Genomic DNA, 24,643 nt, shown 5'->3' on the forward strand with positions numbered 1-24,643 from the left:
ATCGCTCGGGCTAACCGGAATACGTCGCCGTCACCGGCGCGTGGTCGGACCAGCGCTGGTCATAGGACTCGGCACGCTCGACCACGACGGAGGTGCACCGCTCGGCAAGACCAGGGGTGGCGATCTGGCAGTCGATGCGCCAGCCCGAGTCGTTGTCGAACGCCTTCCCGCGGTACGACCACCACGTGTACGGGCCGGGGCCTTCCGGGGCGAGTTTGCGCTGCACGTCGACATAACCGGCCTCGGTGAACACGCGGCCGAGCCATTCCCGCTCCTCCGGCAGGAAACCCGAGCTCTTCTGGTTCCCGCGCCAGTTCTTCAGGTCGGTCTTCTCGTAGGCGATGTTCCAGTCGCCCACGACCACGACCTCACGGCCACCGGCCTCGGCCTTGGCGCGCAGGTCGACGAGGTACGGCAGGAACGCCGCCATGAAGCGTTCCTTCTCGTCCTGGCGCGGGGTCCCGACGTCACCGCTGGGCAGGTACAGGCTCGCGACCACGACATTCGGCAAGTGGATCTCGGCGTAACGGCCGCTGTCCTCGAATTCGGGCTCGCCGAAGCCGATGCGGACCTCGTCCGGCTCGGCCCGGCTGAAGAGCATGACGCCGTTGCGCCCCTTCTGCGCGGACGGCGCGTGCACCACGTGCCAGCCTTCGGGCGCGGCGGCACCGGCCGGCAGCTCCTTGAGCTCGGCCCGGACCTCCTGGCAGGCGACGACGTCGGCCTTGGTGGAGCCGAGCCACTCGACGAAGCCCTTTTTCGCGGCGGCACGGAGGCCGTTGACATTCACTGTGGAGACGGTCAGCACTCTTCGAACGCTACCCGGAGGGTCCGACAGAACCGTCAGGGGTTGAGCCGCGCGGAGAGGAGGTGCGGAAGGAGTTCAGCGGCGAGGTGCCGGCGGCCGAGGAAGGCGCCCACTTGCGTTTAGCGGGCTTAACGCGATCCCGCAGGTCATGGGCCACACTGGGAGCCTACGACCGGGGCCGCGTACTGGGCGGAGACCCACTTGCCCTCGGCGATCTTGCGGAAACCGTTCTCGACCACCGGCTGCGCGTCGATCTTCGCGTCCTTGTTGTACTTGCCGACGATCTTCTGCCCGCCGGGGGTGTCGCGCGCGTTGAGCACGTCGGCGGTCACCACGACCTGGCAACCGGTGGGGCTCGAAGCGCTCGACTCCCTGTCTTGTCCCGAGATGGCGACGACGACGATCAGCGCCGCGCCGGCGCCGAGGAACAAGACCGGTTTCGAGATGGCCATGATGGTCACTCCTCGAACAAGGGAATCGTTTTCTGCCTCGACCAGAGTGGCAGAAGCCGGGGCGGTCGCCCAGATCCCGGATTGCCAACCACCCGGAGGCGCCAACCCTGAACGGTGGCGTACTACCCACCGTCACAACGCCGGGCCGAAGAACGTGAAGGCCCCCTCCGCAAGAGAGGGGGCCTTCACGTATTCGAAGCGAAACTCAGCCCTGGGAGATCTTCTTGGCCAGGTTCTCGTCCAGCGTCGCGAGGAACTCCTCGGTGGTCTGGAACGGCTGGTCCTTGCTGATCAGCAGCGCGAGGTCCTTGGTCATCTTGCCGCTCTCGACGGTTTCGACGACGACCTGCTCCAGCTTGTTCGCGAACCCGATCAGCTCCGGGTTCGAGTCCAGCTTGCCGCGGTGCTCGAGGCCACGGGTCCACGCGTAGATGGACGCGATCGGGTTGGTCGAGGTCGGCTTGCCCTGCTGGTGCTGGCGGTAGTGCCGGGTCACCGTGCCGTGCGCGGCCTCGGCCTCGACGGTCTTGCCGTCCGGGGTGCGCAGCACCGAGGTCATCAGACCCAGCGAGCCGAAGCCCTGCGCGACCGTGTCGGACTGCACGTCACCGTCGTAGTTCTTGCAGGCCCAGACGTAGCCGCCCTCCCACTTCATCGCCGCGGCGACCATGTCGTCGATCAGGCGGTGCTCGTAGAAGATGCCCTTGGCATCGAAGTCGGCCTTGAACTCGGCCTGGTAGATCTCCTCGAACACGTCCTTGAACATGCCGTCGTAGGCCTTGAGGATGGTGTTCTTGGTCGACATGTAGACCGGGTACTCACGGTCGAGGCCGTACTGCAGCGAGGCGCGCGCGAAGTCCTCGATGGACTTGCGGTAGTTGTACATCCCCATGGCGACGCCGCCGCCCTCGGGGAACTTCGCGACCTCGAACTCCATCGGCTCGGAGCCGTCGTCCGGGGTGTAGCTGATGGTCAGCGTGCCGGGACCGGGGACCTTGAAGTTGGTCGCCTTGTACTGGTCACCGTGCGCGTGACGGCCGATGATGATCGGTTTGGTCCAGCCCGGCACCAGGCGCGGGATGTTCTGGATGACGATCGGCTCGCGGAAGATCACGCCGCCGAGGATGTTGCGGATCGTGCCGTTGGGCGAGAGCCACATCTTCTTCAGGCCGAACTCTTCGACACGCGCCTCGTCCGGCGTGATCGTGGCGCACTTGACGCCGACGCCGTGCTTCTTGATCGCGTTCGCCGAGTCGACGGTGATCTGGTCGTCGGTGCGGTCCCGCTCCTCGATGCCCAGGTCGTAGTACTCGAGGTTGAGGTCCAGGTAGGGGTGGACCAGTTTGTCCTTGATGAACTGCCAAATGATGCGGGTCATCTCATCGCCGTCGAGCTCGACGACGGTGCCCTGGACCTTGATCTTGGCCATGAGCAGCGGTGCTCCTTCCGCGGATCTTCGCGTTCTTCTTGAGTCTCTCCGGTAGCGGTACAAGCGTACTGCTTAACGGTCCTGGATGGTTCCAGTAGTGGTCGGTATCAAGTCTCCACGAGGCCGATGTGGCCGACGTCACCCGGTCGGACGACGGCCATCCGGCCGTCACGCGACCCGCGGAGACCGCGACATCATCGAACCGCACTCCTCAGCCTGCCACCGGAAAGGGCGGTCCCCATGTCCACCAACCCCTACGCTGTACCGCCACACGAGCAGCCACCCGCACCGGAGCCGTACCTCCAGCCTAAGCAAAGCAGCCGCGCCGTGCCTCGCGTGCTCAGCGGGGTCGGCGGGGTGCTGCTCACGCCGGTCGCGCTCGGCCTGGTGATCTACGGCGGCACGCGGCTGCAACGGTCGCTTTCGCAGGGCTTCACCGTCAGCGGCGACCCTCTCGGCCTGTTCTTGCTGATTCTCGGTGGCGTTCTCCTGCTCGGCGTCGCGCTCCTCGGCGCGCTGTCCGGGCTCGGTCCGGTGATCGGCGGGCTGGTCTGGGGCGTGCTGCCCGGGCTGAGCGTCTTCTTGGGCCCGAGGAGCCTCATGAACGTCATGTACGACATCGGTGGGCGGGAGCTCGGCGTCGGCCTGGTGACCTGGCTGGTCATGGGCGCCCTGATCGGCTGCGGGTTCCTTCTGGTCGGGGCCGGCCTGGTCGGCACCCTGACCCGCCGGCGGCCGGGAGCGCGTTTAGCGGGCTAAACGCGCTCCCGGCGAGATCGATGTGAACCGTCCGGGTCTCCCGTCCGTAGTCCGGTTAAGGGAGGTGGCCCGCCCATGTCATCGCACCGGTACGTCGCGGAGTACGACGACGAGGACTACCAGGAGTACGGCGAGTACGAACAGCAACCGAAAGACCCGCGAAGGCCCTACGAGGACATCGAGTCGTACGAACCGTACGAGCCGCCTTACGAAGACGACCTGGGCGCCGAAGACACCCGCGCGGGCCGAGGCGCGCGTCGCGCCCTCAGCGGAGCGGGCGGGCTGATCCTGACGCCGGTCGCCCTCGGCCTGCTGGCTTGGGGCGGCCTGCGGCAGCAGATGCTCGTCCAGGCGACGCTCAGCACCCAGCGTGACGCTTTCGGCATCGGACTGCTCGTGGGCGGCGGGATCCTGCTGCTGGCGGTCGGGCTGCTCGGCGCGCTCTCGGCCACCGGCCCGATCCTCGGTGGCCTCGTCTGGGGCATCGCACCCGGCGTGGCCGCCGCCGCGGTCCCGGAATGGGGCTTCCGCCTGGTGAAGTACCTGCCGCAGAACGACGTCACCTACGGCGTCACGAGCTGGCTGTTCATCGGCGGGTTGCTCGGCACGGGCTTCCTCCTGGTCGGCGCGGGCCTCGCGTCGAGACTCGCCCGGCGGCGCCGCTGAGGAGGCTGAGACCATCGGCGCATGGGATTGTTCACCGTTCCTGAAGCCCGCGCCGAACTCGCCCGGCTACGCCCCGCGCTCGACGAGCTCGTCCGCCTCCGCGCCGACGCGGCCGAACTCGCCGCGGCCCTGCGCCCGGGAGGCCGGGAGACCGCGCTCGGCGGGATGCCGGAGTGGAAGGCCGCGCAGGCCCGGCTGGACGATCTGATGACCACCGTCCAGCGGACGGGCGCGGAGCTGAAGGGGTTCGCCCCGCTCCTGATCGACTTCCCCGCCGAACTCGATGGCGTCGACGTCCTGCTCTGCTGGCTCGAAGGTGACCCGGAACTGTGCTGGTACCACCGCACCGACCTGGGCTTCGCGGGGCGCCGTCGCCTCCCGGACACCGCCGTGGTCGTGCGCGAGGAGATCGCGGCGGGCCTCTTCGACGGTGTCGCCGCGCACTACGACGAAGACGCCTTTCACGGCCTCGTCGCCGACGCGCTTGTCGACGGCCTCGGCCGCACAGCTCCCGAACGCGTTCTCGACGTCGCGACCGGGACCGGCGTGGCCGCGTTCGCCGCGCTGCGCCTGAAGCCGGGTGAAGTGCTCGCGATCGACATCTCGCCGGGCATGATCGCCCAAGCCGAGACGAAGGCGGCGACACGAGACCCCGGCAGGCTCATCACCTGGCAGGTCGCTTCGGCGGTGCCGTCGCCGGTGGAGGACGAGGGCGCGGATGTCGTGTTGTGCGCGTCCTCGCTGCACTTCCTCGGCGCGGCCGCGCTCCGCGACTGGCTGCGTGCCCTGCGTCCCGGCGGCCGAGTGGGCTTCAGCCTGCCGCTGGCGTCGGCGTTCCGGCCGTCGGAGGCGTTCGCCGCGATCGTCCCCACCGACCTGAAGCTCCCGGAAACCGAGTACGACGCGGCCGGACTCGCCGCCGAAGCGGGCTTCACCGAGGTGACCGTGAAGCGCCTCGAGGTCGAGTCCGAGGACAGAATCCGGTCAGTGTTCGTGGTGCACGCGACCAAACCCTGACCCCTGCACCTGAGCGCAGAGCGGCACGCACGACGGGCTCGGGGTGGTTCGCGAACGACCAGACTTGCGCGCCGCCTCTCGGGTCAGATCACAAGGGCACGAGGACCCGTCGTTCGATCGGGCTGGACATGACGATCGACGTCGTCGTGGTGCCCAGTGTGGACAGGTCTTCGAGAAGATCTTCCAGGTGGGAGGTGTCGCGGACGGCGATCTTGAGGATCCAGCAGTCCTCCCCGACGACGTGGTGCAGTTCGAGGATCTCCGGGCGGTCCATGATCTTCCGCGTGCGCGGATGCCGGACGGTGAACCCGCTGTGCGGTGCCATCCGCACGAACGCCCGCAGCCCGAGGCCGATCCCGGACGGCGAGACGAGTGCCGCGTAGCCGGTGATCGTGCCGTCGGCTTCGAGGCGTTTGACGCGTTCGCCGACGGCGGCCGGGCTCAGTGAGACGCGGCGCCCGAGTTCGCTCAGGGTGATGCGGCCTTCCTCCTGGAGGAGTTCGAGGAGTCGCTTGTCGATCACGTCAAGTGAGCTTTCAGCGAAACCATGCTTTGACCGAGTTTCTTTCCGTGATTCCGCCGAATCGCCCATGTTCTCCCCTTCAAACACCCGTGCTGCCACCGTAACACTGGTCGACATGAAGAAAGTGCTCGTTCTGGGTGGAAGCCGGTACTTCGGCCGCGGGGTGGTCGAGCGGCTGCGCGACGCCAGACTGGACGTCACCGTCGTCAACCGCGGCTCCACCCCGGCGCCGTCCGGCGTCGCTCACCTGATCGCCGACCGCGACGACGAATCGGGCCTGAAGGCCGCGCTGGGTTCCCGTTCCTTCGACGTCGTGCTCGACCAGGTCTGCTACACCCCGGTCCAGGCGGACATCGCGCGCCGCGTCATCCACGCGGGCCGGTACGTGATGACGTCCACGATCGCGGTCTACGACCGGATCCGGACGCACACCCCGATGGCCGAATCGCTGGTCTCGCGTTCCCCCGTCGACTTCGAACTTCCTTGGCACGACGAGGATTTCCTCGAAGCTCACTACGGCGACGGCAAGCGGCAAGCCGAGGCGGTCTTCGAAGCCGGAGACGTGCCGTTCGCTTCCGTGCGGGTCGCGCACGTTCTCGGCGGTGACGATTTCACCGGGCGGCTGCGGCATTACGTCGAACGGCTGGACGCGGGTGAAGCCGTCGCGATCCACGCGGCACCGCGGCCATCGACGTTCATCCACGAGCGGGAGATCGCGGACTTCCTGGCCTTGGCCACGCGAGCGGACTTCACGGGTCCGATCAACGCCGGTTCGCACGGCGAGCTGTCCGCGGTGGGCCTCGCCGCCGCGATCACCGCCGAGCCCCGGTTCCGGATCGTCGAGCGGGACGCGTCGCCGTACTCCTTCGACCGGTACGCCGTCCTGGACACCACCCGCGCGACCGACCTCGGTTTTTCCTTCTCCACCACCACCGATTGGCTCGGCGAAGCCGTCGAAGAAATCCGAAAGGCAGCTTGAGCATGCGCTACCGCAGCATCGGCGACATCGAAGTGAGCGCGATCGGACTGGGCGCGATGCCGTTGTCGATCGAGGGCCGCCCGGACCCCGAACGCGCCATCGCCACCGTCCACGCCGCGCTCGACGCCGGGGTCACGCTGATCGACACGGCGGACTCCTACCACTGGCACGCGGGCGAAACGGGGCACAACGAGATGCTGATCGCCGACGCGCTGGCCACCTACGGCGGTGGCTCGGACGCAGTTCTCGTCGCGACCAAGGGCGGCCGTGGCAGGCCCGGTGACGGCTCGTGGACCGTCACCGGGACGCCCACGCACCTCAAGAACGCCTGCGAGGGCTCACTGAGCCGACTCGGCGTCGAGGCGATCGGGCTCTACCAGTTGCACAAGCCCGACGAGCACGTGCCGTGGGCGGAGTCCGTCGGCGCGATCAAGGAACTGGCCGACGAAGGCAAGATCCGGCTCGCCGGAGTGTCCAATGTGTCCAGTGCGCAGATCCTCGAAGCCAGGGAAATCCTCGGCGAAAAGCTGGTTTCGGTGCAGAACGAACACTCGCCCGCCCACTTGGCGCACGAACCGGAACTGGCACTGTGCACGGAACTCGGGCTCGCCTACCTGCCGTGGGGTCCGCTGAGCGGGATCGGCGGGGAATTCCTTGCCGTGGCCGAAAATCATGGTGTCAGCCCGCAACGGGTGTGCCTGGCCTGGCTGCTCGCGAAGTCACCGTCGATGATCGCGATCCCGGGTTCGACACGGCCGGCGACGATCCGTGATTCGGCGGCCGCCGCCGAACTCGTGCTCACCGCCGAGGACCTGGCTCGCCTGCCGTGATCAGGCGCTGGCCACCAGCGTGACGCCGAGGGCGATCATCGTCGCGGCGACCAGGCCGTCCAGTACCCGCCACGACGACGGCTTGCGGAAGAACCCGCTGAGCAGCCTCGCGCCGAAGCCGAGTACGAGGAACCAGAGCACGCTGGCCGACACCGCACCGACGCCGAACGCCCACCGGCCGCCGCCGTGCCCCGCCGCGATCGCACCGAGCAGAAGCAATGTGTCGAGGTAGACGTGCGGATTCAGCCAGGTGATCGCCAGTGTGGTCAGCACGATGCGGCGCAGCGACCCGCCGGTCTCCGGATTCCCGGTTTCCAGTGCCGCCGGCTTGAACGCGCGACGGGCCGCGAGAGCGCCGTAGCAGAGCAGAAAGGCGCCGCCGACCAGGGCGGCGATGGTCAGCGCTTCGGGCGAGGTCCCTACCAGCGCGCCGACTCCCCCGACGCCGAGACTGACCAGGATGACGTCCGAGACGATGCAGATCAGCACCACCACGGGCACCGCTTCGCGCCGGATGCCCTGACGCAGCACGAAGGCGTTCTGTGCGCCGATCGCGACGATGAGGGCCATGGTGGCGCCGAACCCGGCTGCCGCGCTGAACAGGACGTTTCCCATAGAGAAAACACTACGAAGCCAATCGTCAACAGTACAGCTAAAGATTCTTACGTAAGATTAGCGCTTGTGATGACAGACTTGCCCCTCGACCTGGTCCGCACGCTGCTGGCGGTCGCCGACGAAGGCACGTTCGACGCGGCTGCCTCGGCCCTGCACGTGACGCCGTCGGCGATCAGCCAGCGCGTCAAGGCACTAGAACAGCGCACCGGCCGGGTCCTGCTGATCCGCGCGAAACCGGTGCGCCTGACCGAATCCGGGCAGGCGGTCGTGCGCTTCGGTCGTCAACTGGCCTTGCTGGAGGCCGACGCCCGGGCCGAACTCGGCCTGACCGCGGGCGACGAACCGGTCCGGCTGCCGATCGCGGTGAACGCCGATTCGCTGGCGACGTGGTTTCTGCCGGCACTCACGCGGGTGCCGCCCGAGCAGAAGATCTGCTTCGAACTGCACCGCGAGGATCAGGACCACACCACGACCCTGCTGCGCGAGGGTCTGGCGATGGCGGCCGTGACGTCGTCGCCGGAACCGGTCGCGGGCTGTTCGGTGCACCGGCTCGGGCACATGCGCTACCTGGCCGTCGTGAGCCCTCGCCTCGGGACAGACCTCGATCTCGCCGAAGCGCCTGTCGTCGTCTTCGACCGCCGTGACGACCTTCAGGACCGCTTCGCTCGCGAACGCGGCACGATCGCGAGTCCGCTACGGCACTACGTCCCCTCCTCCGAAGGGTTCTTCGACGCCGTCGCGGCCGGGATGGGCTGGGGCATGGTGCCGCTCGCGCAGATCGGCGACCGCCTGCGCGACGGGCGGTTCACCTGTCTCGATCCGGACCACCCGATCGACGTACCGCTGTTCTGGCAGCAGTGGAAACTCGACTCCCCCGCGCTGGCGGCGGTGTCGGCCGCCGTCACCGCCGCGGCCGCGGATCTGCTGGTCGACCCACACGGATGAGGACGCGCACCGCGGCGCGTTCGTGAGATCCTGGGCGCATGACGCGCGCATTGCACCTGGTCGGGGACGAGGAAGCGGACCGGCTGCTGACCGAAGACCCGTTCGCGCTGCTCGTCGGGATGCTCCTCGACCAGCAGTTCCCGATGGAACACGCGTTCCGGGGCCCGCAGAAGATCGCGGACCGGATGGACGGTTTCGACATCAAGAAGATCCACGCGATGGACGCCGAGACCTTCGTCGAACTCTGTGTCGTCCCGCCCGCGATCCACCGCTACGGCGGTTCGATGGCCCGGCGGGTGAAGGACCTCGCCGAGCACGTCGTCGACCGCTACGACGGCGACGCCGCCGGAATCTGGACCGCCGGGCGGCCCAAGCCGGACGGCCCCGAGGTCCTCAAGCGACTCAAGGCGCTGCCCGGTTTCGGCGACCAGAAGGCCGCGATCTTCCTCGCACTGCTCGGCAAGCAGCTCGGCGTGCAGCCCAAGGGCTGGCGCGCGGCCACCGGCTCGTACGGCGACCGTGGCTCCCGGCGTTCGATCGCCGACGTCGTCGACACGAAGACCCTAGGCGAGGTGCGGGCGTTCAAGAAGGCGGCGAAGGCCGCTGCCAAGGCTCCGGAGAAGTAGCTACTTCTTCGCGGCTCCCGGCCACGGTCCCGGCGTCTCGGCGGGCAGTTCGGCCTGCTCGACTCCGGTCCGGAACAGCCGGAAGCCACGTGCCTGATAGTTCTTGAGCGCGGCCGGGCCGTCCGTGGTGCAGGTGTGGACCGTCACGCGGCCCGTCGCCGCCTTGCCTGGCCAGCGCTCCGCGAGCGCCCACGCCTCCCGCAGCGCGACGGTCAGCAGGTGCCCGCCGATGCCCTTTCCGACGAAGGACGACATCAGGCCGAAGTACGCGAGTTCCACTTCGTTGTCTGCACTGCCGTCGAGTTCGAAGAAGCCACACGGCGTCCCTTGCGCGTACGCGACCCACGTCTCGACGCCCGGCCTGTCCAGCCACTCGACCCACTGAGTCCACGTCCAGCCCAGCCTGTCGATCCAGAACCAGTCGCCGCCGACGGCGGTGTAGAGGTACCGGTTCAGCTCAGGGCTGACCAGCTCGGCGCGGGTGACCGTCACCGGGACGGCGGGCGGTTTCGCCGCGCTCAGGTCGTCCGGCGAGGTCTGTTCGAGGTGCCAGGTCGTGATCTCCATGCGGGGATCATTTCAGTACGATTCCGTCCAGCACGTCCACCGCGGCCGGGTACGGACGCGCACGGCGTCCGCTACACCCGCGCGAACCACAACACGTCCGGTTCGCCTTGCGGCACCGGGATCTTCAGCTCGCGCACTTCACCGAACCGCGCCCGCATCCGCTTCGCGAAAGACGGCGCCGACTCGGCGCTCCACACCCCGAGAACACCGCCGGGCCGCAGCCGGGCGGCGAGCATGTCGAGCCCGTCGTTCTGGTACAGCTTGGCGTTGCCGTCGGTGACCGTCCACTCAGGACCATTGTCGATGTCGAGGCACAGCGCGTCGAACCGCTCTTCCGTCCGGCGCAACCACTTCACCAGATCGGCCTCGACCACGGTGACCCGCTTGTCGGAAAGGGCGTCATCGTGAACGTCCTTGAGCGGCCCTTCGCGGTTCCACCCGATCACGGCGGGTTCGCGCTCCACGACCACGATCTCGCCGACACCGGGGTGGTCCAGCGCGGCACGCAGCGAATAGCCGACACCGAGGCCGCCGATCAGCATCCGCGCCTTGCCCGGCACCAGGTCTGCCGCCACCGAGACGAGCAGCCGTTCGGATTCGCCGTTCCGGGTGTCCATCAGGAAGACGCCATTGGCGATGACCTCGAAATCGTCACCGACCCGGCGAAGCACCAGTTCACCACTTTTCCCGGCCACTAAGTCGAGCACGTCGGTCATCCGGGCAGCCTATCGGCGACGGTCACCACAGGCCCGCGCATTTCGCGGATCATGCAAACGCGGTAGCGGGATCACCTCCGGCGCTCCTACCCTCGAAGTTTCGGAGGTGGTACCCATGTACGCGACCGTCGGAGACGAGATCCACGTGCACGGACGCACGGTGGGCTCGGCTGGGCAACGCGGCGAAATCCTTGAGGTACGCGGCGAACACGGTGCCCCGCCGTACCTCGTCCGGTTCGCCGACGGACACGAAGGGCTGGTCTTCCCCGGCCCTGACTGCGAAGTCCAGTCTCGCGCCGAATAGGCGTCACTCGACCAGCGGGGGTTGCCTTACGCGGCTCCACCAGCCCGGCGACGACCACGGCCGCGCCGAGCGCCAGCACCGCAGTCCTGGGTGGTGCGAAAGTCATGACTCCCCAGCTCCAGCCCCCTTTTGCGGCCACTTCCCGCCCCCGGCCCAGATCGCGATTAGGGGGCGAAAGTCGCTCCGGGCCCCGGTCACCCAGGTGCCGCACGGAGCGCGATTAGCCCGCTAAAGGCGAGGCGGTGCCGCAGGGGCCCAGACGACGCCAGAGCGCACTTAGCCCGCGAAAGTCGCCACGCTCGCCGCCCCGGCGCGGCCGACATCGTCCGCCAGCTGGCCGGACCCGGCACCGGGATCTCGTGCAGCGGTTCGACGTCGCCGTGACCAAGTCCACACTTACCAACCACCTGCGCACCCTGCGCGAAGCGGGCGGCATCATGGGCCGCCAGCAGGGCACCACACGCTACAACTCGTTGCGCCGCAACGATCTCGACGAACCCTTCCCAGGACTGCTCCAGGGAGTGCCCGCCGCCCGCCGCTGAGGGTGGGCAGCCTCACCCGAAACCGGGATGACAAACGCCCCCGTGATCCGTTGAACTGAACGCAGGACAGCTCGTCGACGTCGGGGCCGAACGCGCTGTCCACTTTCATGTCCGAGACCTAAATCGATTCAGTTGTCCATCCGCGACGGTGGGCGAGTAATCGTTTACTCACATACGACCCTCGAAGGGAGAGCCGTGCCCGTCGCGCTGCTCGCGCTCGCCATCGGTGCCTTCGGCATCGGGACCACCGAATTCGTCATGATGGGCGTACTGCCCGAAGCCGCCAGAGATTTCGGCGTGTCGATCCCGTCCGCCGGCTACCTCATCTCCGGCTACGCCCTCGGCGTCGTGGTCGGCGCCCCGCTCCTCACCGCCGCCGCTGTCCGGCTGCCGCGCAAGACCATGCTGCTGGCGATGATGGGGCTGTTCACGCTCGGCAACGTCCTCTTCGCGCTGTCGCCGAACCAAGGTTTTGGCGTCGCCTTCCGCTTCCTCGCCGGCCTCCCGCACGGCGCGTTCTTCGGCGCCGGAGCGGTCGTCGCGTCCAGCCTGGCCAAGCCGGGCGAACGCGCGAAGGCCGTCTCGATGATGTTCATGGGCCTGACCCTGGCCAACGTCGTCGGCGTGCCGCTCGGGACGCTGCTCGGTCAGAAGGTCGGCTGGCGTGCGACCTTCGGCGTCGTCGCGGTGATCGGCCTGGTCGCCATGGCCGCGATCGCGAAACTGGTCCCCCACCAGGGCAAACCGGTCGAACCGTCGCTGCGCGGCGAACTCGGCGCCTTCCGTCGTCCCCAGGTATGGCTCGCGCTCGCGATCGTCACCTTCGGCCTCGGTGGCGTGTTCGCGTGCCTGTCCTACATCGCGCCCATGCTGACCGATGTCACCGGCTACTCGCCGTCCGACGTCACCTTGTTGCTCTCGCTGGCCGGGGTCGGCATGACGATCGGCAACTACCTCGGCGGCAGGCTCGCCGACAAGGCGCTGATGCCGAGCCTCTACGTCTCACTGTTCGGGCTGGCCACGGTGCTGGCGATCTTCACCTTCACCGCGAACGGCAAGGTCGGCGCCGCGGTGACGATCTTCTTCGTCGGCCTCGCCGGTTTCATGATCGGCCCGATGATGCAGGCCCGGATCATGGAGAAGGCGGGCGGGACGCCGTCGCTGGTCTCCGCCGCCGTGCAGTCGGCGTTCAACGTCGCCAACTCGATCGGTGCCTACCTCGGCGGTCTCGTGATCGCAGGCGGACTCGGCCTGGTCGCGCCCAACTGGGTCGGTGCGTCGCTGGCCGTTCTGGGGCTCTCGCTGGCCGTGGTGTCCGGCGGCCTGGACCGCCGCGAAGCCCGGCTCACGCCCGCCGTGGCCTCCTGACCCTCAGGACAGCGGGCCGCCGGTGATCGTGAAGGCGATGAAGAGGATCAAGACGGAAAGCGCGCCATAGGTCAGGACGTCGACCGGCTTGCCCCGGATCGCCAGCAACCCGGCCTTCGCGTCGGGCAGGACCGCCCTCAGCAGGCCCGCGAGCAGCAGCGCGCCGCCGATCAGCACGGCCCCCTGACGCCAGTGGTACTGGCCGATCCGCAGGGCGGCGACGGCCACCACGAGCATCACCAGCAGGAACGGCAGGTGACGGAGCAGTACCCCACGGTCACGCCGCTGTCCGGCCACCGCCATCAGTCCTCGTCCTTCATGGTCTCGCGGGCGAAACGGTTCACGCCGTCAGTATCCCGGGTGAGCAACCGGACAGCAGGTCAGGGCGTCTTCCGAGTTGTCAAGAGCGGCAAAACCCACATGCGGGGTGCACATGGGCGCGGATACGGTCAAAATGTGATCGTGGCACAACCGACGACTCAGCTGAACGCGACCGAGCAGGACACCCTGGTCAAACAGATCGGCCTCGCCCTGCTGCGGGCCGCGCCTCGTGATTGGCGGAAGGTGACCGCCGACTACCGAGCCGTCGGCAGGTACCACGAGATGACCGGCGAGATCATCACCGAGGACGGCACCGCGCACGAATGGGTCGCGACGCACGACATCGCGACGCTGTTCGGCAGGCTCCGTGCCGGGATGTACCGCGACGGCCGCGGCACCTGGTTCAACGCGCGTTACCAGCTCGACCACCCGTCCAGCTACAACCTCGAGTACAACCGCGACGAGCCCCAGTGGCGCCTCGCGCCACCTCCGCAGGCACTCTCCGACGAACTGCGCATGTTCCCCCGCTCCGAGGAGAATGTGCCCGAATGGCTGATCCGGCGCATGTCCGGTCTCGGCCCCGAACAGCCGGGACCGCACTTCCGCATCGCCCGCATCTTCGACACCATCGGCCCGGCCGGGCGTCCGGTGATCAACCGGCCCGACCTGGAGATCGAGGAGCAGGACAGACTGCTCGAGTACCTCGACCACGCGCCGCTGGTGGTCACCGAACGCGGCTACGACATCGACAGGCTCGCCCAGACCCCCGAGGCCACCGTCCCGGTCGCCTTCCACAGCGACGGCCTGTGGATCTGGCCCGCCGCCGTCAACTTCTACCTGCGCGAGTACGGCGTCTCGCCGGAACTCGACCTGATCGACCATGTCCGGCAGAACGGCTTCACCCTGCCCGAGGTCGACGACCCGACGCTGCAGGCCGCGGCGGGGTACCTCACCCGGGGGAACCAGCCTCCTCAGCAGCGCCCCAACGGTCCCGGTGGACCCAACGGCGGCCCCGCCGGTCCGCCTCCGCAGGGCCCGCCGCAGAACGGGCCTGTCCAGCACAGCCCGGGGCCGAACGCGCCCGTGCCGCCGCCGCAGCAGGCCGCGGTCAACCAGGGCCCCGTTCCCGCGGGTCCCGGCCCGAACCAGGCCGCTCACCCCCCCGTCCCGCCGCCGCACCAGCAGCAGGGCCCGGACGCGGCCTCGATGGCCGCCGCTGCCGCCGCACCGGTCGCTGCCGCCGCGGCCGTCCCCGCCGCCGAGGCAGGCGTCCCGGACCAGGCCGAGCAGGCCCAGCGGTACGAAGAGGACTACGACACCCAGGACTACCAGTCGCAGGACCTCCACGGAGCCGCCGCCGAACAGCAGTACGAAGACGGCTACGACGAGCAGTTCGGGCACGGAGCGGCGCAGTTCCACGAGTCCGAACAGGACGCCTACACCGACGAAGCCCGGCAGGACGACGCACCGCACCAGCGCGTCGAGCCCCAGCCACCGGCCGCGGACCCGGAGGCCACCACGTACGCGCGGCCTCCGCAGGTCAACGCTTACGAGCAGCCTCACGAGGAAGAGCAGGACGCGTACGTCCCGCCGGAAGAAGACCAGCCGTACGCGCCCCCCGAGGAAGAGGCGACCACTGGCTACACGCCGGTCGAGCAGGCCGACGCCAGTGCCGAGCCGCCCCTCCTCACACACGACGCGGAGCCGCCGAGTGCGCCCCCGCCGTCGGACTCCGAGATCACCCAGGTCGACGGCCCACCGCAGGAGCGGGGGACCTTTGCTACCGCCCCCGTGTCCCGCCCGGAGCCCGAACCGCGGCGCGCCGAGCACCCCGTCCCGGTGCTGAACGAGCTGCAGGCGAAGTTCGACGACCTCGACGTACCCGGCGACGTCTACCGCATCGGCTCCCCCACCGAGCACGGCTGGAGCGTCGAGCAGGTAGACGGTGGTGGCTGGCGGGTCGGCTGGTACGACGGGAAGCTGACCAACCCGGCGGTGTTCGGCGACGCCGAGGACGCGGCCGCGTTCATGCTCGGCAAGGTCCTCCTCAACCCGAACGGCGCTCCGCCGGTCACCGGGCAGCCCTTCGAAGAGCCGCCCGCTGCCGAGGAGCGGGCGATCGAGGAGCCGCCCCCGGCACCGGCGCCGCCCGTACTGGCGACGCTCTCCCCCGAGATCGCGACCGGTTCGCATCCGATTCCGCCGCGGGAGTCGATCCCGGCACAGGAACAGACGGCGTTCACGACGGCCGAGGAGCTGCTCGGGGACGACTTGGACGACGAGCCCGCCCCCGCACCGGTCCCGCCCCCGGTGCGGCCGAACCCGGTGCTGTCGAGCCCGCCGCCCCCCGTCCCGCCCCGGCGCGAACCGCCGATGGCCCCGGTGGCGCCGCCGCCGCCACCGATGCGGCGCGAGGAACCGGCCCGCCCGCTGGTTTCACCGGCCGGGCCTCCCGACGCCAAGCAGAACTGGCCGATCTCGCCGCTCAACGGTGAGCCGCCGCTGACGCTGTTCCGCGGCAAGGAACTGCGTGAGCTGCCCGCGGGCAGCGAGCTGGACCGCTTCGGTGGCCCGAACGGCAACCTGACCTACGCCGCCGGGACGCCGTTCGAGGAGCGCTCGCTCGTGCCGGAGTGGGTGAACCGGCCGTATCACGTGTACCGCGTGCAGCGTCCGTTCGAGGCGCTCGCCGGTGTCGCGATCCCGTGGTTCAACCAGCCCGGTGGCGGGTCGGCGTACCTGCTGCCGGCGTCCATCGAGGAGTTGCTGGCCGAGGGCGATCTCATCGAACTGGACCCCGGCGAACCGCCGATCGACTAGAGCGTGTCTCCCGAACTGAGGTTGGCAGGTTGGGCGAGGACAGGCGCGCGCGTTTCTTGTCGGCCGGAGGCCTCGGTTTTGCGGAGGTGGGCCGCTGATCTGGCTGAGTGGGTGACCAGCGGATGCCGCGGCCCGGCTGCGGAAATCCGAGAGCGCGCTTTGAGAGACACCGCCTAGTCCGACGTGTTATGGACGGACCTTGCATAACAGAATTCTGTTATGCAAGGTCCGTCCATGACATTCGGGGTCAGTGGATGACGAGGCCGTGCGCGGCGGCGTAGGCCACCGCGGTCTCGGTGTCCACGTGGACACCCGAGAGGTTCGCCTGCACGAGGCCGTTGGCGTCGATTCGCGCGCCGCGCAGGTCGGCGCCTTCGAGTTTCGCGCCAGCCAGCCGGGCGCCGGTGAGGTCGGCGCCGCGCAGATCGGCGCCGGCGAGGTCCGCCTCGATCAGGTTGGCCTCGCGCAGCCGCAGTCCGGACAGGTCCACTTTGGACAGTCGATTGCGGCTCAACGAGACCAGCGACAGGTCGCATTCGGTGAAAGCGACCTTCTGGAATCGGCAGTCCACAAAGGACGAGCCGAGCATGGAGCAGGAACTCCACCGGGTACCGGCGAGCACACTGCGGTCGAAAGTGCACGACCGGAAGGCCGACGCCTCGTGGCGTGAGCCCTCGAAGTCGACCTTGGTGAAGTCGCACTGGTCGAAGGTGCAGCCCTGGGTGCGCAGCCCGCGCAAGTCGGCTTCGGTGAAATCACAGCCGACGAAACTGCGTTTTTCCCACCACTGCTGGGAAAGGACGGCTTCTCGGTAATCCTCGGCGGTCTCGATCACCCGTCCAGGATCGCACACCCGCTCACGGCCAGGTGATCCCACCGAACAATGCCCGCAGCTTCGCCGCCCGCACTGGCGAAGACGCGGCGATCCAGCCGATCCGGCCGAGCAGGTGAGCACGGAAGTCCGGTTTCCCGGCCCGGTTCTGCGCCTCCGGGCCGGTTCGGGCGCAGTTGTGGAGCAAGGCGCGCAGCGCGTCGTAATCGGCGCGCGTCGCCGCCGGTGTGCTGTTCACCACCAGGCCCGCGACGCGTTGCCGCTGGTGCGCGGCGGCGACCGACGTCTTGTCGTCCCGCAGCCGGAAGCCCTCGTCGGTCACGACCCGCCGGACACCGGGCAGCAACCGGTGCAACGGCAGGGAATCCCCGGAGAACGCCAGATCGTCGGCGTACCGCGTGTAGGCCGCGCCCAGTGAACGCGCGAGGCCGTCGAGCCGCCGGTCCAGGTGGTGCGTGACCGCGTTCGCGACCGCGGGCGAGGACGGCGCGCCCTGCGGCAGATGTGTGGCCGCCAGGTTGTTCAGCAGCCGACCGCGCGCCGGATCCCGCCGTCCCTCGGGTGCGGCGGCGAGGACGTCGGGCGGGGCGGCCGTGGTGAGCACGCCCGCGAGCGCTTCCGCCACGGCGGCCGGATATCCCGCGAGCGCGAGCAGAGCCGAGATCCGGCGCGCGGACACCGCCGGGAAGAACCCTTCGAGGTCCATCCTGACCACGGTCTCCCGGCCGGCGTGCGGTGCGGCGCAGGACATCGGCGAACGTCCGCGCCGGAACCCGTGCGCGGCCTCGTGCACCGGCAGCGCCTCGACGACGTGCCGCACGATCCGACGCTGCAGTTCGGCGATCCGCGGTTTCGGCCGCTCGATGAGCCGCACTCCGCCGGACGCCGTGGGGATCCAGCGGTAGCTGTAGTGCCGGACCGGCTCGGCCGCGCGTCGGTTCCAGCCCTTCGCGTCGGCGAACCACGAGAGCTCGCCGGGCGTCAGGTCGAGCGCGGCGGCGCAGTCGTCGAAGGTCACCCACCGGGCCACCTGCCACCGCCAGACCGGCATCGGCCCGAGGAGCGACGCGGAGGTGACTCTTTCTCCTGTCATCCGCGCGGCCTCGTACGCGAAGCATGCCGCGCTCGCGCGGGGCGCCTTGTCTCGCTGTCGTCGTGCTCCCCGGGGTTGCCCCGGAGTGGGTGGTGATCCACCGGCTCACCTCCGCGTCGCTGTCACCACCCTATCGACTTCAGCGGCTCGGGATGATTTTCGAACCCGACACGTACCGCATGGCCTCGATGAACTTCGGGTCGTTCATGCGGCGCTCCATCTCCGGGAAGCCGAGGTCGACGAGCCGGGTCTGGATCCACCACAGGTTGCCGAACGGGTCGCGGACCCGGCCGACGCGGTCGCCGAAGAAGAGTTCGGTCTGCTTCGTGACCTCTACGGCGCCCGCCTCGACGGCCCGGCGCTGCGTCTCGACACTGTCCTCGACGTAGAGCCGCAGGTACGCCGGGGTGTCGACCCAGTCGTCCTGCGCGTCGAACAGCATCACCACCGAGTCGCCGAGCCGGACCTCGGCATGCCCGATCTTCCCGCCCTCGACGTACACCGGTTCGCCCATCGGCTCGGCGTCGAAGACCCGCTCGAGAAAGTCGATCACGCCCGCGCTGTCGCGCGAGATGATCCACGGGGTGACCGAGTGGTAGCCGGCGGGGATCGGGTCGCTCATCAGAGTTCTCCTCAGTCGTCGTGGCGCGTTGAGAAGAACGCTAGAGGGCGTATAGGACAAGTTTTGTCCTAGTGGGATTTCAGCAGGAACGACGGCTTCGCGTCCTGCCACTCCGGCATGTCCAGGGAGTTGAGCACCTCGACGATGCGCTTCTCCTCGTAGCGGAAATGCGTCTCCATGATCGCCGTGAGCCCGTCGAGTTCCCGCTGGACATGCAGGATCTCGGCCGCACTCGACTCCGGTCCGACGCCCGCGACCAGTTCCTCGAGCCGTTCGATGATGCCGGTCATGACGTCGTGGTCGTGCGCGAGTTCTTCGAGCGCCGGGCGCAACTCAGGGAATTTCTCCGACAGCACAAGGAAAGCGCCGCCGTCCTCCCCGGTGTGATGTCTGGTCAGCGCCGAGCAGAAGGTGAGGCAATGCGCCCGTAGATCACGCAGCCGCTCGGCCCGCCCGGCCGCGACCGACCCGAGGTCGTCGTGCAGCCTGGCCAGCTCTTTACGCAGCCAGTTGTGCACCTGAACGAGTTGATTTCCGAACGCCGTCAGCCGGCCGTTCGATGAAGAAGGGGTTTCCATGATTTCCCATGGTCCGACGCCTCCGCGCCCACGACGGTCTCTTTGCCGGGTGCACTGCGACGCTGGATGCACTTCAGCACGACTCCCGGGTGATCGTCAAGAGGGACTCAGTGGAAGTCACGGGACTTGGCGGTGATCCGCAACGGCAAGTGCCGGATCTGTTCGGCGAGAACGTTCACCACCTCTCCGGTGCGTTCGACCACGCCGCGGATCAGCAGCGCGGGGCTGCCGCGGGCGACCCGGTGGTAGCGCTGCCACACCCCCACCGGGCAGATGATGTTGATCATCCCCGTCTCGTCTTCGAGGTTCATGAAGGTGACGCCGCCCGCGGTCGCCGGCCGCTGGCGATGGGTCACCGCGCCACCGGTCAGCACCCGCGTGCCGTGCGGGACCTCGCGCAGGCCCGCCGCCGTGACGACGCCGAGTTCGTCGAGGTCCTCCCGGATGAACTGGGTCGGGAAGCTGTCCGGCGACACCCCGGTGGCCCAGACGTCCGCGGCCGCGACATCGATTTCGTCCATACCCGGCAACATCGGCGCCTTGGCCCCGGTGGTGAGCCCCGGCAGTTTCTCCAGGCTTTCGTCGGCGACGGCGCCCGCCGCCCAGAGCGCGCTCCGCCTGCTCTCGCCGAAACATCCGAACGCGCCGGCCGTGGCCAGCGCCTCGACCTGCGGTTTGGTCAACCGCACGCGCCGGGCGACCTCGGGCAGGTCCGCGAACGGGCCGCCGCGTTCCCGTTCCTCGACGATCTCCTTCGCCAGGTTCTCGCCGATCATCCGCACGGTGGACAGCCCGCCCCGCACAGCGAGGAGTTCTCCCTTGTCCGGCGACGGTTCCAACGTCGCGTGCGGGAGGCTCGCATTGATGTCGGGGCCGAGCACCTTCACGCCGTGCCGCCGCGCGTCGGCGACCAGCGACTGCGGCGAATAGAACCCCATCGGCTGAGCGCGTAGCAGTCCGGCCAGGAACGCGTCGGGGTGGTAGTGCTTGAAGTACGCGCTCGCGAACACCAGCAGGGCGAAACTCAGCGCGTGACTCTCCGGGAAGCCGAAATTCGCGAACGCCTTGAGTTTGCCGAAGATCTTCTCCGCGAGCTCCTCACCGATATCGTGCTTCGCTGCGCCTACGAGGAATCGTCGTTTGAGTCGTTCCATCTTCTGCTCGGACCGTTTGGCCCCCATGGCGTGCCGTAACTGATCGGCCTCCGCCGGGGTGAAATCGGCGACGTCGAGGGCGATCTGCATCATCTGCTCCTGGAACAACGGGACGCCGAGAGTCTTCTTCAGCGCGTTCTCCAGTTTCGGATGGTCGAAATCCCATTTCTCCTGCCCGTTCTTGCGCCGGATGTAGGGATGCACCGAACCGCCCTGGATCGGGCCGGGCCGGATGAGCGCGACCTCGACCGCGAGGTCGTAGAACTTCTTGGGGCGCAAGCGGGGCAGGGTGGCCAGCTGCGCGCGGCTCTCCACCTGGAAGACGCCGATCGCGTCGGCGCGGCAGAGCATTTCGTAGACGTTCTGATCCTTGAGATCCAATTCGGAGATGTCGACCTCTTCCCCTTTGTGGTCGTGAACCAGATCTATCATATAGTGCAGGGCCGACAACATTCCGAGCCCGAGCAGATCGAATTTGACCAATCCCGCGGCGGCGCAGTCGTCCTTCTCCCACTGCACGACACTGCGATCCGCCATCCGGGCCCATTCGATCGGCACGATCTCGCTCACCGGTTGTTCGCAGATCACCATCCCGCCGGAATGGATACCGAGGTGCCGGGGAAAGTCTTCGAGCGCGCAGGCGAGTTCGACGACTTCGCCGGGGATGTCGTGATCGTGGTCCTTCTCCGTGGAACGCAACGCACCCCAGCGGTCGATCTGTTTGCTCCACGCGTCCTGCTGGCCGGGCGAGTACCCCAGTGCCCGCGCCGCGTCCCGGACCGCGGACCGCGCCCGGTAGGTGATCACGTTCGCCACCTGCGCGGTGTTCAGCCGCCCGTATTTCTCGTAGACGTACTGGATCGCCTCCTCGCGGCGATCGGATTCGATGTCGAGATCGATGTCCGGATAGCCGTCGCGATCCGGGGCGAGGAACCGTTCGAAGAGCAGGTTGTAGCGCACCGCGTCGACCTTGGTGATGCCGAGCGCGTAACAGACCGCCGAATTCGCGGCCGAACCCCGGCCCTGGCAGAGGATCTTGTTCTCCCGGCAGAATCGCACGATGTCCCAGACGATCAGGAAGTAACCGGGGAAGCCCAGCTCCTCGATGACTTCCAGTTCGTGCTCGATCAGCTTTCGGGCTTTTTGGCGGTACTTGGCGGTTTTGTTCTTCTCGTGGTCTTCCGCGCCTTTGTAAGTGAGATGCCGCAGGTAGGTCGCCTCAGTGTGGCCTTCGGGCACCTCGAAGGGCGGCAGCTTCGGTTCGATGTGGTGCAGTTCGAACGCGCACTCCCGGCCGAGCAGCGCCGCCCGCTGCACCGCGCCCGGGTACCGCGCGAAGATCTCGGCCATCTCCTCCCCCGACCGCAGGAACGCCGTCCCGGCGGCGGGCAGCCAGCCCTCCATGTCCTCCAGGCCCCGCCGGGCGCGGATCGCACTGAGCGCGTCGGCGAGCGGGGCCCGTTCCGGGCGGGCGTAGTGCGCGGCCGTGGTCGCCACCGTCGGCAGCCCGAACTCTCCGGCCATTTCACTCAGCAGGTCGTTGTGCGTGCTGTCCAACGGAAGACCGTGGTCGGTCAGTTCGACGTAGACGTTGTCCCGGCCGAAACAGTCGATGAGTTCCTTCAGTTTCCCCACCGCCGCGGAAGGCCCCTCGGCGATGAGCGCCTTCCGTACCGCGCCCTTGCGGCAGCCGGTGAGCACGACACATTTCCCGTCGACCTCTTCGGCGACCGCGCGCAGGTCGTAGACCGGCCTGCCCTTCTCCGCCCTTTCCTTGGCGGACAACGACTGCCTGTCGAAACCGTACAGCTGTCCGGCGGTGATCGCCCGGTTCAGGCTCAGGTAGCCACCCTGTTGTTTGGCCAGCAAGAGGAGATGCTCGCCCTCGGGGTCGGCGAACCCGTTCTGCGGTCCGGACAACCCGAAGCTGAGCTCCGTGCCGAAGACGGTGTGCACGCCCAGTTCCCTGGCCGCTTCGGCGAAGCGCACCACGCCGTACATGCCGTCGTGATCGGTGAGCGCGATCGCGTCCAGGCCCAGCCGCGCGGCCTCCTCCACCAGTTCCTCGGGATGGCTCGCCCCGTCCAGGAAGCTGAAGTTCGAATGGCAGTGCAGTTCGGCGTACGGCACCCGGCGCGCGGTGGCTCCGTCGTCTTCACCGATCAGCCCCGAGAGGTCGGCGGGTCGCTGGTAGCCCTCCCGTTTGGCGCTCCAAGCGGGGCTGTCACCGCCGTCGCCGGGCTGGACCTCGCCCGCGAGTTCGCGCGCGAGGTCCTTCCACGGCCGTGGAGGGTTGTCCCAGCCCATCGGTCACCGATTCTCGGTCGAGCGTCTCGGCGGCGGGACGAACACTTCCGCTCGCGGGACGCACGCCGCCCAAGCCGTGTCCAACTCGGCGCGCTGCACCGGGATGGCCGGTTCCTCCAGCCAGCGCCGCACCAGCCGCGTGTACTCCTCGTCCATGTTCAGTCGTACTTCCCTTCCAGTGTCCACATCGGATTCTTGTGGGGTTCGAAGCGGAGCAGCACCGCCTCCTCGGCGTCGTTCCCGTCGGCCAGCAGCACCTGCATCCGGATCCGGGTCCCCGACCGCGCGTGGCCTGCCCCGGCCCGGACGCCGACCGGCCACGGGCCGGCCCACGAAAGAACTTCGCGCGGCTCACCACCCTCGAAGCTCACGAGGAACGGTGCGGCGGTGATCCGGCGCCGCGCGGTGATCTCCACGACGCGCCCGTTCTCGTCCAATACCTTGGCGGGTACCGGCCGCGCGAACACCGTCGCCGGGGAAGGCGACGGGAGCCGCCCGGCCCAGTTCGCGTCCGCCCGCGCCGACTTCTCCCGCTTGTCACCCCACGGCACCAGCCGGACACGCTCGCCGGGATCACGGCCGCCGTCGAGGACCGCGGTGAAGACGCTCTCCGGGCCGAGCAGCCCCTGCACCCGCACCAGGGCGCGGCCGGCGCGCTCACCGGACAGGCCTTCGTCCTCGGTGGAGGGCCGCAGCCCGCCTGCCGAGGACGCCTGCCACAACCCGAGTTGCAGCGACCGGCCTTCGACGGTCTCCTCCGGCTCCAGCCGCAGCCGGACGACGCCGGACCGAGGCCGCGCTGAGGTGTCACGGACCTTCAGCCAGCCTTCGAACTGCCAGCGCACCCTGTCCGCGACGCCGAGCGGGGTCAGCGGTTCGGCGCAGCGCCACACCCGGCCGAGTTGTTCGCCGGTCTCGGTGGTGGCGTAGATGCCGAGGCGGGTGCAGGCCAGCCCGTGTGTGGCGAGCCCGGCGTGGAATCGTTCACCGAGCCCCTTCGCCACGAACGCGGCGGCGTCGACCCGGTCGATCGGCGGGTCGAAAGCCTGCGCGAGCGACAGTTCCGGCGGTGGACGGCGGCGCGACGGCGGCCGTTCGGACCGTCCTCGTGCCAGCCGGTGCGCGAGCACGCCCTCCATCCCGAAGCGCGCGGAGACGTCGCTTTCGTCGAGCGCCGCGAAAGCACCCAACGTGCGAAGGCCGAGTTGCCGGAGCAGGGTGACCAGTTCGGCTCGGCCGGCTTCAGGCTGATCGAGTTCACGGATGGGCAACGGGGCGAGGAATTCCGCCGTCTCGCCCGACCCGACCAGCGCCGACCGGCGGGCGGCGAGCGTCGCGGCGAACAAGCCGTCGGCGACGCCGACCTGGCATTCCACCCCCGCCGCCACGGACACCTCGTCCACCAGCCGTTCGAGGAGGCCGTGCTCACCGCCGAAGTAACCGGCCGCGCCCTCGACCGGGACGGCGACGATCCCCGGACGGACCACCTCGACCCCGACGGCCAATTCCTCCACCGCCTGCGCGACGGACTCGAAGAGCCGGGCGTCACGGCCGTCGTCCTCGCCGAAGACCGCCAGTTCCGGGCAGCAGGACTGGGCCTCACGCCGCAGCATCCCGCGGCGGACGCCGTCCCCTCTGGCCACCGCGGTGCAGGCGACCACGCGGTTCGCCGAGAAGACCGCGGCCGGACGGCCGACGGGCTCACCCGCCGCGGCCGCGGCGGCGACCGCGGGCCAGTCCGGGCACCACAGCACCAGCATGCGCACGGGC

At 68.8% G+C, this 24,643-nt stretch carries 25 protein-coding genes and 1 pseudogene; 11 read left to right on the plus strand and 15 right to left on the minus strand.

Annotated elements, in window-relative coordinates; translation table 11 throughout:
• Window positions 1-10: 10 nt before the first annotated feature.
• From ACM6LU_RS01795 to ACM6LU_RS01805, 3 genes are all read right to left on the minus strand, one after another.
• Window positions 11-808 (minus strand): exodeoxyribonuclease III, encoded by a 798-nt coding sequence (locus ACM6LU_RS01795; protein ID WP_414935813.1) that lies wholly within the window; start codon window positions 806-808, stop codon window positions 11-13.
• Between the two features lie 146 nt (window positions 809-954).
• Complete coding sequence (locus ACM6LU_RS01800) at window positions 955-1,260, minus strand: SH3 domain-containing protein (protein ID WP_414935814.1); 306 nt, start codon at window positions 1,258-1,260, stop codon at window positions 955-957.
• A gap of 205 nt (window positions 1,261-1,465) precedes the next feature.
• Window positions 1,466-2,689: an NADP-dependent isocitrate dehydrogenase gene (locus ACM6LU_RS01805; RefSeq protein ID WP_414935815.1), complete on the minus strand. Its 1,224-nt coding sequence runs from the start codon at window positions 2,687-2,689 to the stop codon at window positions 1,466-1,468.
• A gap of 327 nt (window positions 2,690-3,016) precedes the next feature.
• Here ACM6LU_RS01805 and ACM6LU_RS01810 point away from each other — a divergent pair, with 327 nt between their 5' ends.
• The 3 genes from ACM6LU_RS01810 to ACM6LU_RS01820 all read left to right on the plus strand — a co-directional run bounded on the left by ACM6LU_RS01810 (window position 3,017) and on the right by ACM6LU_RS01820 (window position 5,131).
• Complete coding sequence (locus tag ACM6LU_RS01810) at window positions 3,017-3,448, plus strand: hypothetical protein (protein WP_414935816.1); 432 nt, start codon at window positions 3,017-3,019, stop codon at window positions 3,446-3,448.
• A gap of 75 nt (window positions 3,449-3,523) precedes the next feature.
• Window positions 3,524-4,114 (plus strand): hypothetical protein, encoded by a 591-nt coding sequence (locus ACM6LU_RS01815; RefSeq protein WP_414935817.1) that lies wholly within the window; start codon window positions 3,524-3,526, stop codon window positions 4,112-4,114.
• 21 nt (window positions 4,115-4,135) lie between these two features.
• Entirely contained in the window at window positions 4,136-5,131 is a 996-nt protein-coding gene (locus ACM6LU_RS01820; protein ID WP_414935818.1) for a DUF2203 family protein, read from the plus strand.
• A gap of 88 nt (window positions 5,132-5,219) precedes the next feature.
• On the opposite strand, the gene ACM6LU_RS01825 is transcribed toward ACM6LU_RS01820, so the two are convergent.
• Window positions 5,220-5,654 carry an Lrp/AsnC family transcriptional regulator gene (locus tag ACM6LU_RS01825; RefSeq protein ID WP_414935819.1) on the minus strand — a complete coding sequence of 145 codons (435 nt, stop codon included), beginning with the start codon at window positions 5,652-5,654 and terminating at the stop codon, window positions 5,220-5,222.
• A gap of 115 nt (window positions 5,655-5,769) precedes the next feature.
• Here ACM6LU_RS01825 and ACM6LU_RS01830 point away from each other — a divergent pair, with 115 nt between their 5' ends.
• Window positions 5,770-6,633 carry a reductase gene (locus ACM6LU_RS01830; protein ID WP_414935820.1) on the plus strand — a complete coding sequence of 288 codons (864 nt, stop codon included), beginning with the start codon at window positions 5,770-5,772 and terminating at the stop codon, window positions 6,631-6,633.
• A gap of 2 nt (window positions 6,634-6,635) precedes the next feature.
• A complete protein-coding gene (locus ACM6LU_RS01835; protein ID WP_414935821.1) occupies window positions 6,636-7,463 on the plus strand; it encodes an aldo/keto reductase in 828 nt (275 codons plus the stop codon).
• Here the strand turns inward: ACM6LU_RS01835 and ACM6LU_RS01840 are convergent, their stop codons facing one another.
• On the minus strand, window positions 7,464-8,078 hold the full coding sequence (locus tag ACM6LU_RS01840) for a LysE/ArgO family amino acid transporter (protein ID WP_414935822.1): 615 nt from the start codon (window positions 8,076-8,078) through the stop codon (window positions 7,464-7,466).
• Window positions 8,079-8,144: 66 nt separating this feature from the next.
• Here ACM6LU_RS01840 and ACM6LU_RS01845 point away from each other — a divergent pair, with 66 nt between their 5' ends.
• Window positions 8,145-9,023, plus strand: coding sequence for a LysR family transcriptional regulator ArgP (locus ACM6LU_RS01845; RefSeq protein WP_414935823.1), 879 nt, complete (start codon window positions 8,145-8,147; stop codon window positions 9,021-9,023).
• A 38-nt stretch (window positions 9,024-9,061) separates the two neighbouring features.
• Window positions 9,062-9,649, plus strand: coding sequence for an HhH-GPD-type base excision DNA repair protein (locus ACM6LU_RS01850; RefSeq protein WP_414935824.1), 588 nt, complete (start codon window positions 9,062-9,064; stop codon window positions 9,647-9,649).
• Here ACM6LU_RS01850 and ACM6LU_RS01855 read toward each other — a convergent pair whose 3' ends face one another.
• Both ACM6LU_RS01855 and ACM6LU_RS01860 read right to left on the minus strand, forming a co-directional pair.
• Window positions 9,650-10,216: a GNAT family N-acetyltransferase gene (locus ACM6LU_RS01855; protein WP_414935825.1), complete on the minus strand. Its 567-nt coding sequence runs from the start codon at window positions 10,214-10,216 to the stop codon at window positions 9,650-9,652.
• A gap of 71 nt (window positions 10,217-10,287) precedes the next feature.
• Window positions 10,288-10,932: a spermidine synthase gene (locus ACM6LU_RS01860; protein ID WP_414935826.1), complete on the minus strand. Its 645-nt coding sequence runs from the start codon at window positions 10,930-10,932 to the stop codon at window positions 10,288-10,290.
• Window positions 10,933-11,047: 115 nt separating this feature from the next.
• On the opposite strand from ACM6LU_RS01860, the gene ACM6LU_RS01865 reads away from it, so the two are divergent.
• From ACM6LU_RS01865 to ACM6LU_RS01875, 3 genes and pseudogenes are all read left to right on the plus strand, one after another.
• The gene (locus tag ACM6LU_RS01865) at window positions 11,048-11,236 is read left to right on the plus strand and encodes a DUF1918 domain-containing protein (protein WP_414935827.1); all 189 of its coding nucleotides are present in this window, start codon (window positions 11,048-11,050) and stop codon (window positions 11,234-11,236) included.
• A gap of 219 nt (window positions 11,237-11,455) precedes the next feature.
• Window positions 11,456-11,778 (plus strand): annotated as a pseudogene (locus tag ACM6LU_RS01870) (helix-turn-helix domain-containing protein).
• A gap of 195 nt (window positions 11,779-11,973) precedes the next feature.
• A complete protein-coding gene (locus tag ACM6LU_RS01875) occupies window positions 11,974-13,146 on the plus strand; it encodes an MFS transporter (protein ID WP_414935828.1) in 1,173 nt (390 codons plus the stop codon).
• Window positions 13,147-13,149: 3 nt separating this feature from the next.
• On the opposite strand, the gene ACM6LU_RS01880 is transcribed toward ACM6LU_RS01875, so the two are convergent.
• Entirely contained in the window at window positions 13,150-13,449 is a 300-nt protein-coding gene (locus ACM6LU_RS01880; RefSeq protein ID WP_414935829.1) for a DUF3017 domain-containing protein, read from the minus strand.
• Window positions 13,450-13,602: 153 nt separating this feature from the next.
• Here ACM6LU_RS01880 and ACM6LU_RS01885 point away from each other — a divergent pair, with 153 nt between their 5' ends.
• A complete protein-coding gene (locus ACM6LU_RS01885) occupies window positions 13,603-16,287 on the plus strand; it encodes a TNT domain-containing protein (protein ID WP_414935830.1) in 2,685 nt (894 codons plus the stop codon).
• A gap of 247 nt (window positions 16,288-16,534) precedes the next feature.
• Here ACM6LU_RS01885 and ACM6LU_RS01890 read toward each other — a convergent pair whose 3' ends face one another.
• From ACM6LU_RS01890 to ACM6LU_RS01920, 7 genes are all read right to left on the minus strand, one after another.
• Window positions 16,535-17,122 (minus strand): pentapeptide repeat-containing protein, encoded by a 588-nt coding sequence (locus ACM6LU_RS01890; RefSeq protein WP_414935831.1) that lies wholly within the window; start codon window positions 17,120-17,122, stop codon window positions 16,535-16,537.
• Between the two features lie 22 nt (window positions 17,123-17,144).
• A complete protein-coding gene (locus ACM6LU_RS01895; protein WP_414935832.1) occupies window positions 17,145-18,212 on the minus strand; it encodes a reverse transcriptase family protein in 1,068 nt (355 codons plus the stop codon).
• A gap of 139 nt (window positions 18,213-18,351) precedes the next feature.
• Window positions 18,352-18,834: a VOC family protein gene (locus ACM6LU_RS01900; protein WP_414935833.1), complete on the minus strand. Its 483-nt coding sequence runs from the start codon at window positions 18,832-18,834 to the stop codon at window positions 18,352-18,354.
• Between the two features lie 68 nt (window positions 18,835-18,902).
• A complete protein-coding gene (locus ACM6LU_RS01905) occupies window positions 18,903-19,352 on the minus strand; it encodes a hemerythrin domain-containing protein (RefSeq protein ID WP_414935834.1) in 450 nt (149 codons plus the stop codon).
• A gap of 167 nt (window positions 19,353-19,519) precedes the next feature.
• Window positions 19,520-22,873 carry an error-prone DNA polymerase gene (locus tag ACM6LU_RS01910; RefSeq protein WP_414935835.1) on the minus strand — a complete coding sequence of 1,118 codons (3,354 nt, stop codon included), beginning with the start codon at window positions 22,871-22,873 and terminating at the stop codon, window positions 19,520-19,522.
• Window positions 22,874-22,876: 3 nt separating this feature from the next.
• Window positions 22,877-23,029, minus strand: a complete 153-nt coding sequence (locus ACM6LU_RS01915; RefSeq protein ID WP_414935836.1) for a hypothetical protein — start codon at window positions 23,027-23,029, stop codon at window positions 22,877-22,879.
• A gap of 2 nt (window positions 23,030-23,031) precedes the next feature.
• Window positions 23,032-24,633 (minus strand): DNA polymerase Y family protein, encoded by a 1,602-nt coding sequence (locus ACM6LU_RS01920; RefSeq protein WP_414937057.1) that lies wholly within the window; start codon window positions 24,631-24,633, stop codon window positions 23,032-23,034.
• Window positions 24,634-24,643 lie beyond the last annotated feature (10 nt).

This window comes from Amycolatopsis sp. cmx-11-51 (genome assembly GCF_047608665.1).
In the GTDB taxonomy this organism is placed as follows: Bacteria; Actinomycetota; Actinomycetes; order Mycobacteriales; family Pseudonocardiaceae; genus Amycolatopsis.

Excerpts from the sequence above, each read along its gene's own strand:
- ACM6LU_RS01800 (WP_414935814.1), bottom strand. The coding sequence starts at position 1,260 with ATGGCCATCTCGAAACCGGTCTTGTTCCTCGGCGCCGGCGCGGCGCTG.
- ACM6LU_RS01805 (WP_414935815.1), bottom strand. The coding sequence starts at position 2,689 with ATGGCCAAGATCAAGGTCCAGGGCACCGTCGTCGAGCTCGACGGCGAT.
- ACM6LU_RS01815 (WP_414935817.1), top strand. The coding sequence starts at position 3,524 with ATGTCATCGCACCGGTACGTCGCGGAGTACGACGACGAGGACTACCAG.
- ACM6LU_RS01820 (WP_414935818.1), top strand. The coding sequence starts at position 4,136 with ATGGGATTGTTCACCGTTCCTGAAGCCCGCGCCGAACTCGCCCGGCTA.
- ACM6LU_RS01830 (WP_414935820.1), top strand. The coding sequence starts at position 5,770 with ATGAAGAAAGTGCTCGTTCTGGGTGGAAGCCGGTACTTCGGCCGCGGG.
- ACM6LU_RS01835 (WP_414935821.1), top strand. The coding sequence starts at position 6,636 with ATGCGCTACCGCAGCATCGGCGACATCGAAGTGAGCGCGATCGGACTG.
- ACM6LU_RS01840 (WP_414935822.1), bottom strand. The coding sequence starts at position 8,078 with ATGGGAAACGTCCTGTTCAGCGCGGCAGCCGGGTTCGGCGCCACCATG.
- ACM6LU_RS01850 (WP_414935824.1), top strand. The coding sequence starts at position 9,062 with ATGACGCGCGCATTGCACCTGGTCGGGGACGAGGAAGCGGACCGGCTG.
- ACM6LU_RS01855 (WP_414935825.1), bottom strand. The coding sequence starts at position 10,216 with ATGGAGATCACGACCTGGCACCTCGAACAGACCTCGCCGGACGACCTG.
- ACM6LU_RS01860 (WP_414935826.1), bottom strand. The coding sequence starts at position 10,932 with ATGACCGACGTGCTCGACTTAGTGGCCGGGAAAAGTGGTGAACTGGTG.
- ACM6LU_RS01865 (WP_414935827.1), top strand. The coding sequence starts at position 11,048 with ATGTACGCGACCGTCGGAGACGAGATCCACGTGCACGGACGCACGGTG.
- ACM6LU_RS01880 (WP_414935829.1), bottom strand. The coding sequence starts at position 13,449 with ATGGCGGTGGCCGGACAGCGGCGTGACCGTGGGGTACTGCTCCGTCAC.
- ACM6LU_RS01895 (WP_414935832.1), bottom strand. The coding sequence starts at position 18,212 with ATGACAGGAGAAAGAGTCACCTCCGCGTCGCTCCTCGGGCCGATGCCG.
- ACM6LU_RS01900 (WP_414935833.1), bottom strand. The coding sequence starts at position 18,834 with ATGAGCGACCCGATCCCCGCCGGCTACCACTCGGTCACCCCGTGGATC.
- ACM6LU_RS01910 (WP_414935835.1), bottom strand. The coding sequence starts at position 22,873 with ATGGGCTGGGACAACCCTCCACGGCCGTGGAAGGACCTCGCGCGCGAA.
- ACM6LU_RS01915 (WP_414935836.1), bottom strand. The coding sequence starts at position 23,029 with ATGGACGAGGAGTACACGCGGCTGGTGCGGCGCTGGCTGGAGGAACCG.
- ACM6LU_RS01920 (WP_414937057.1), bottom strand. The coding sequence starts at position 24,633 with ATGCTGGTGCTGTGGTGCCCGGACTGGCCCGCGGTCGCCGCCGCGGCC.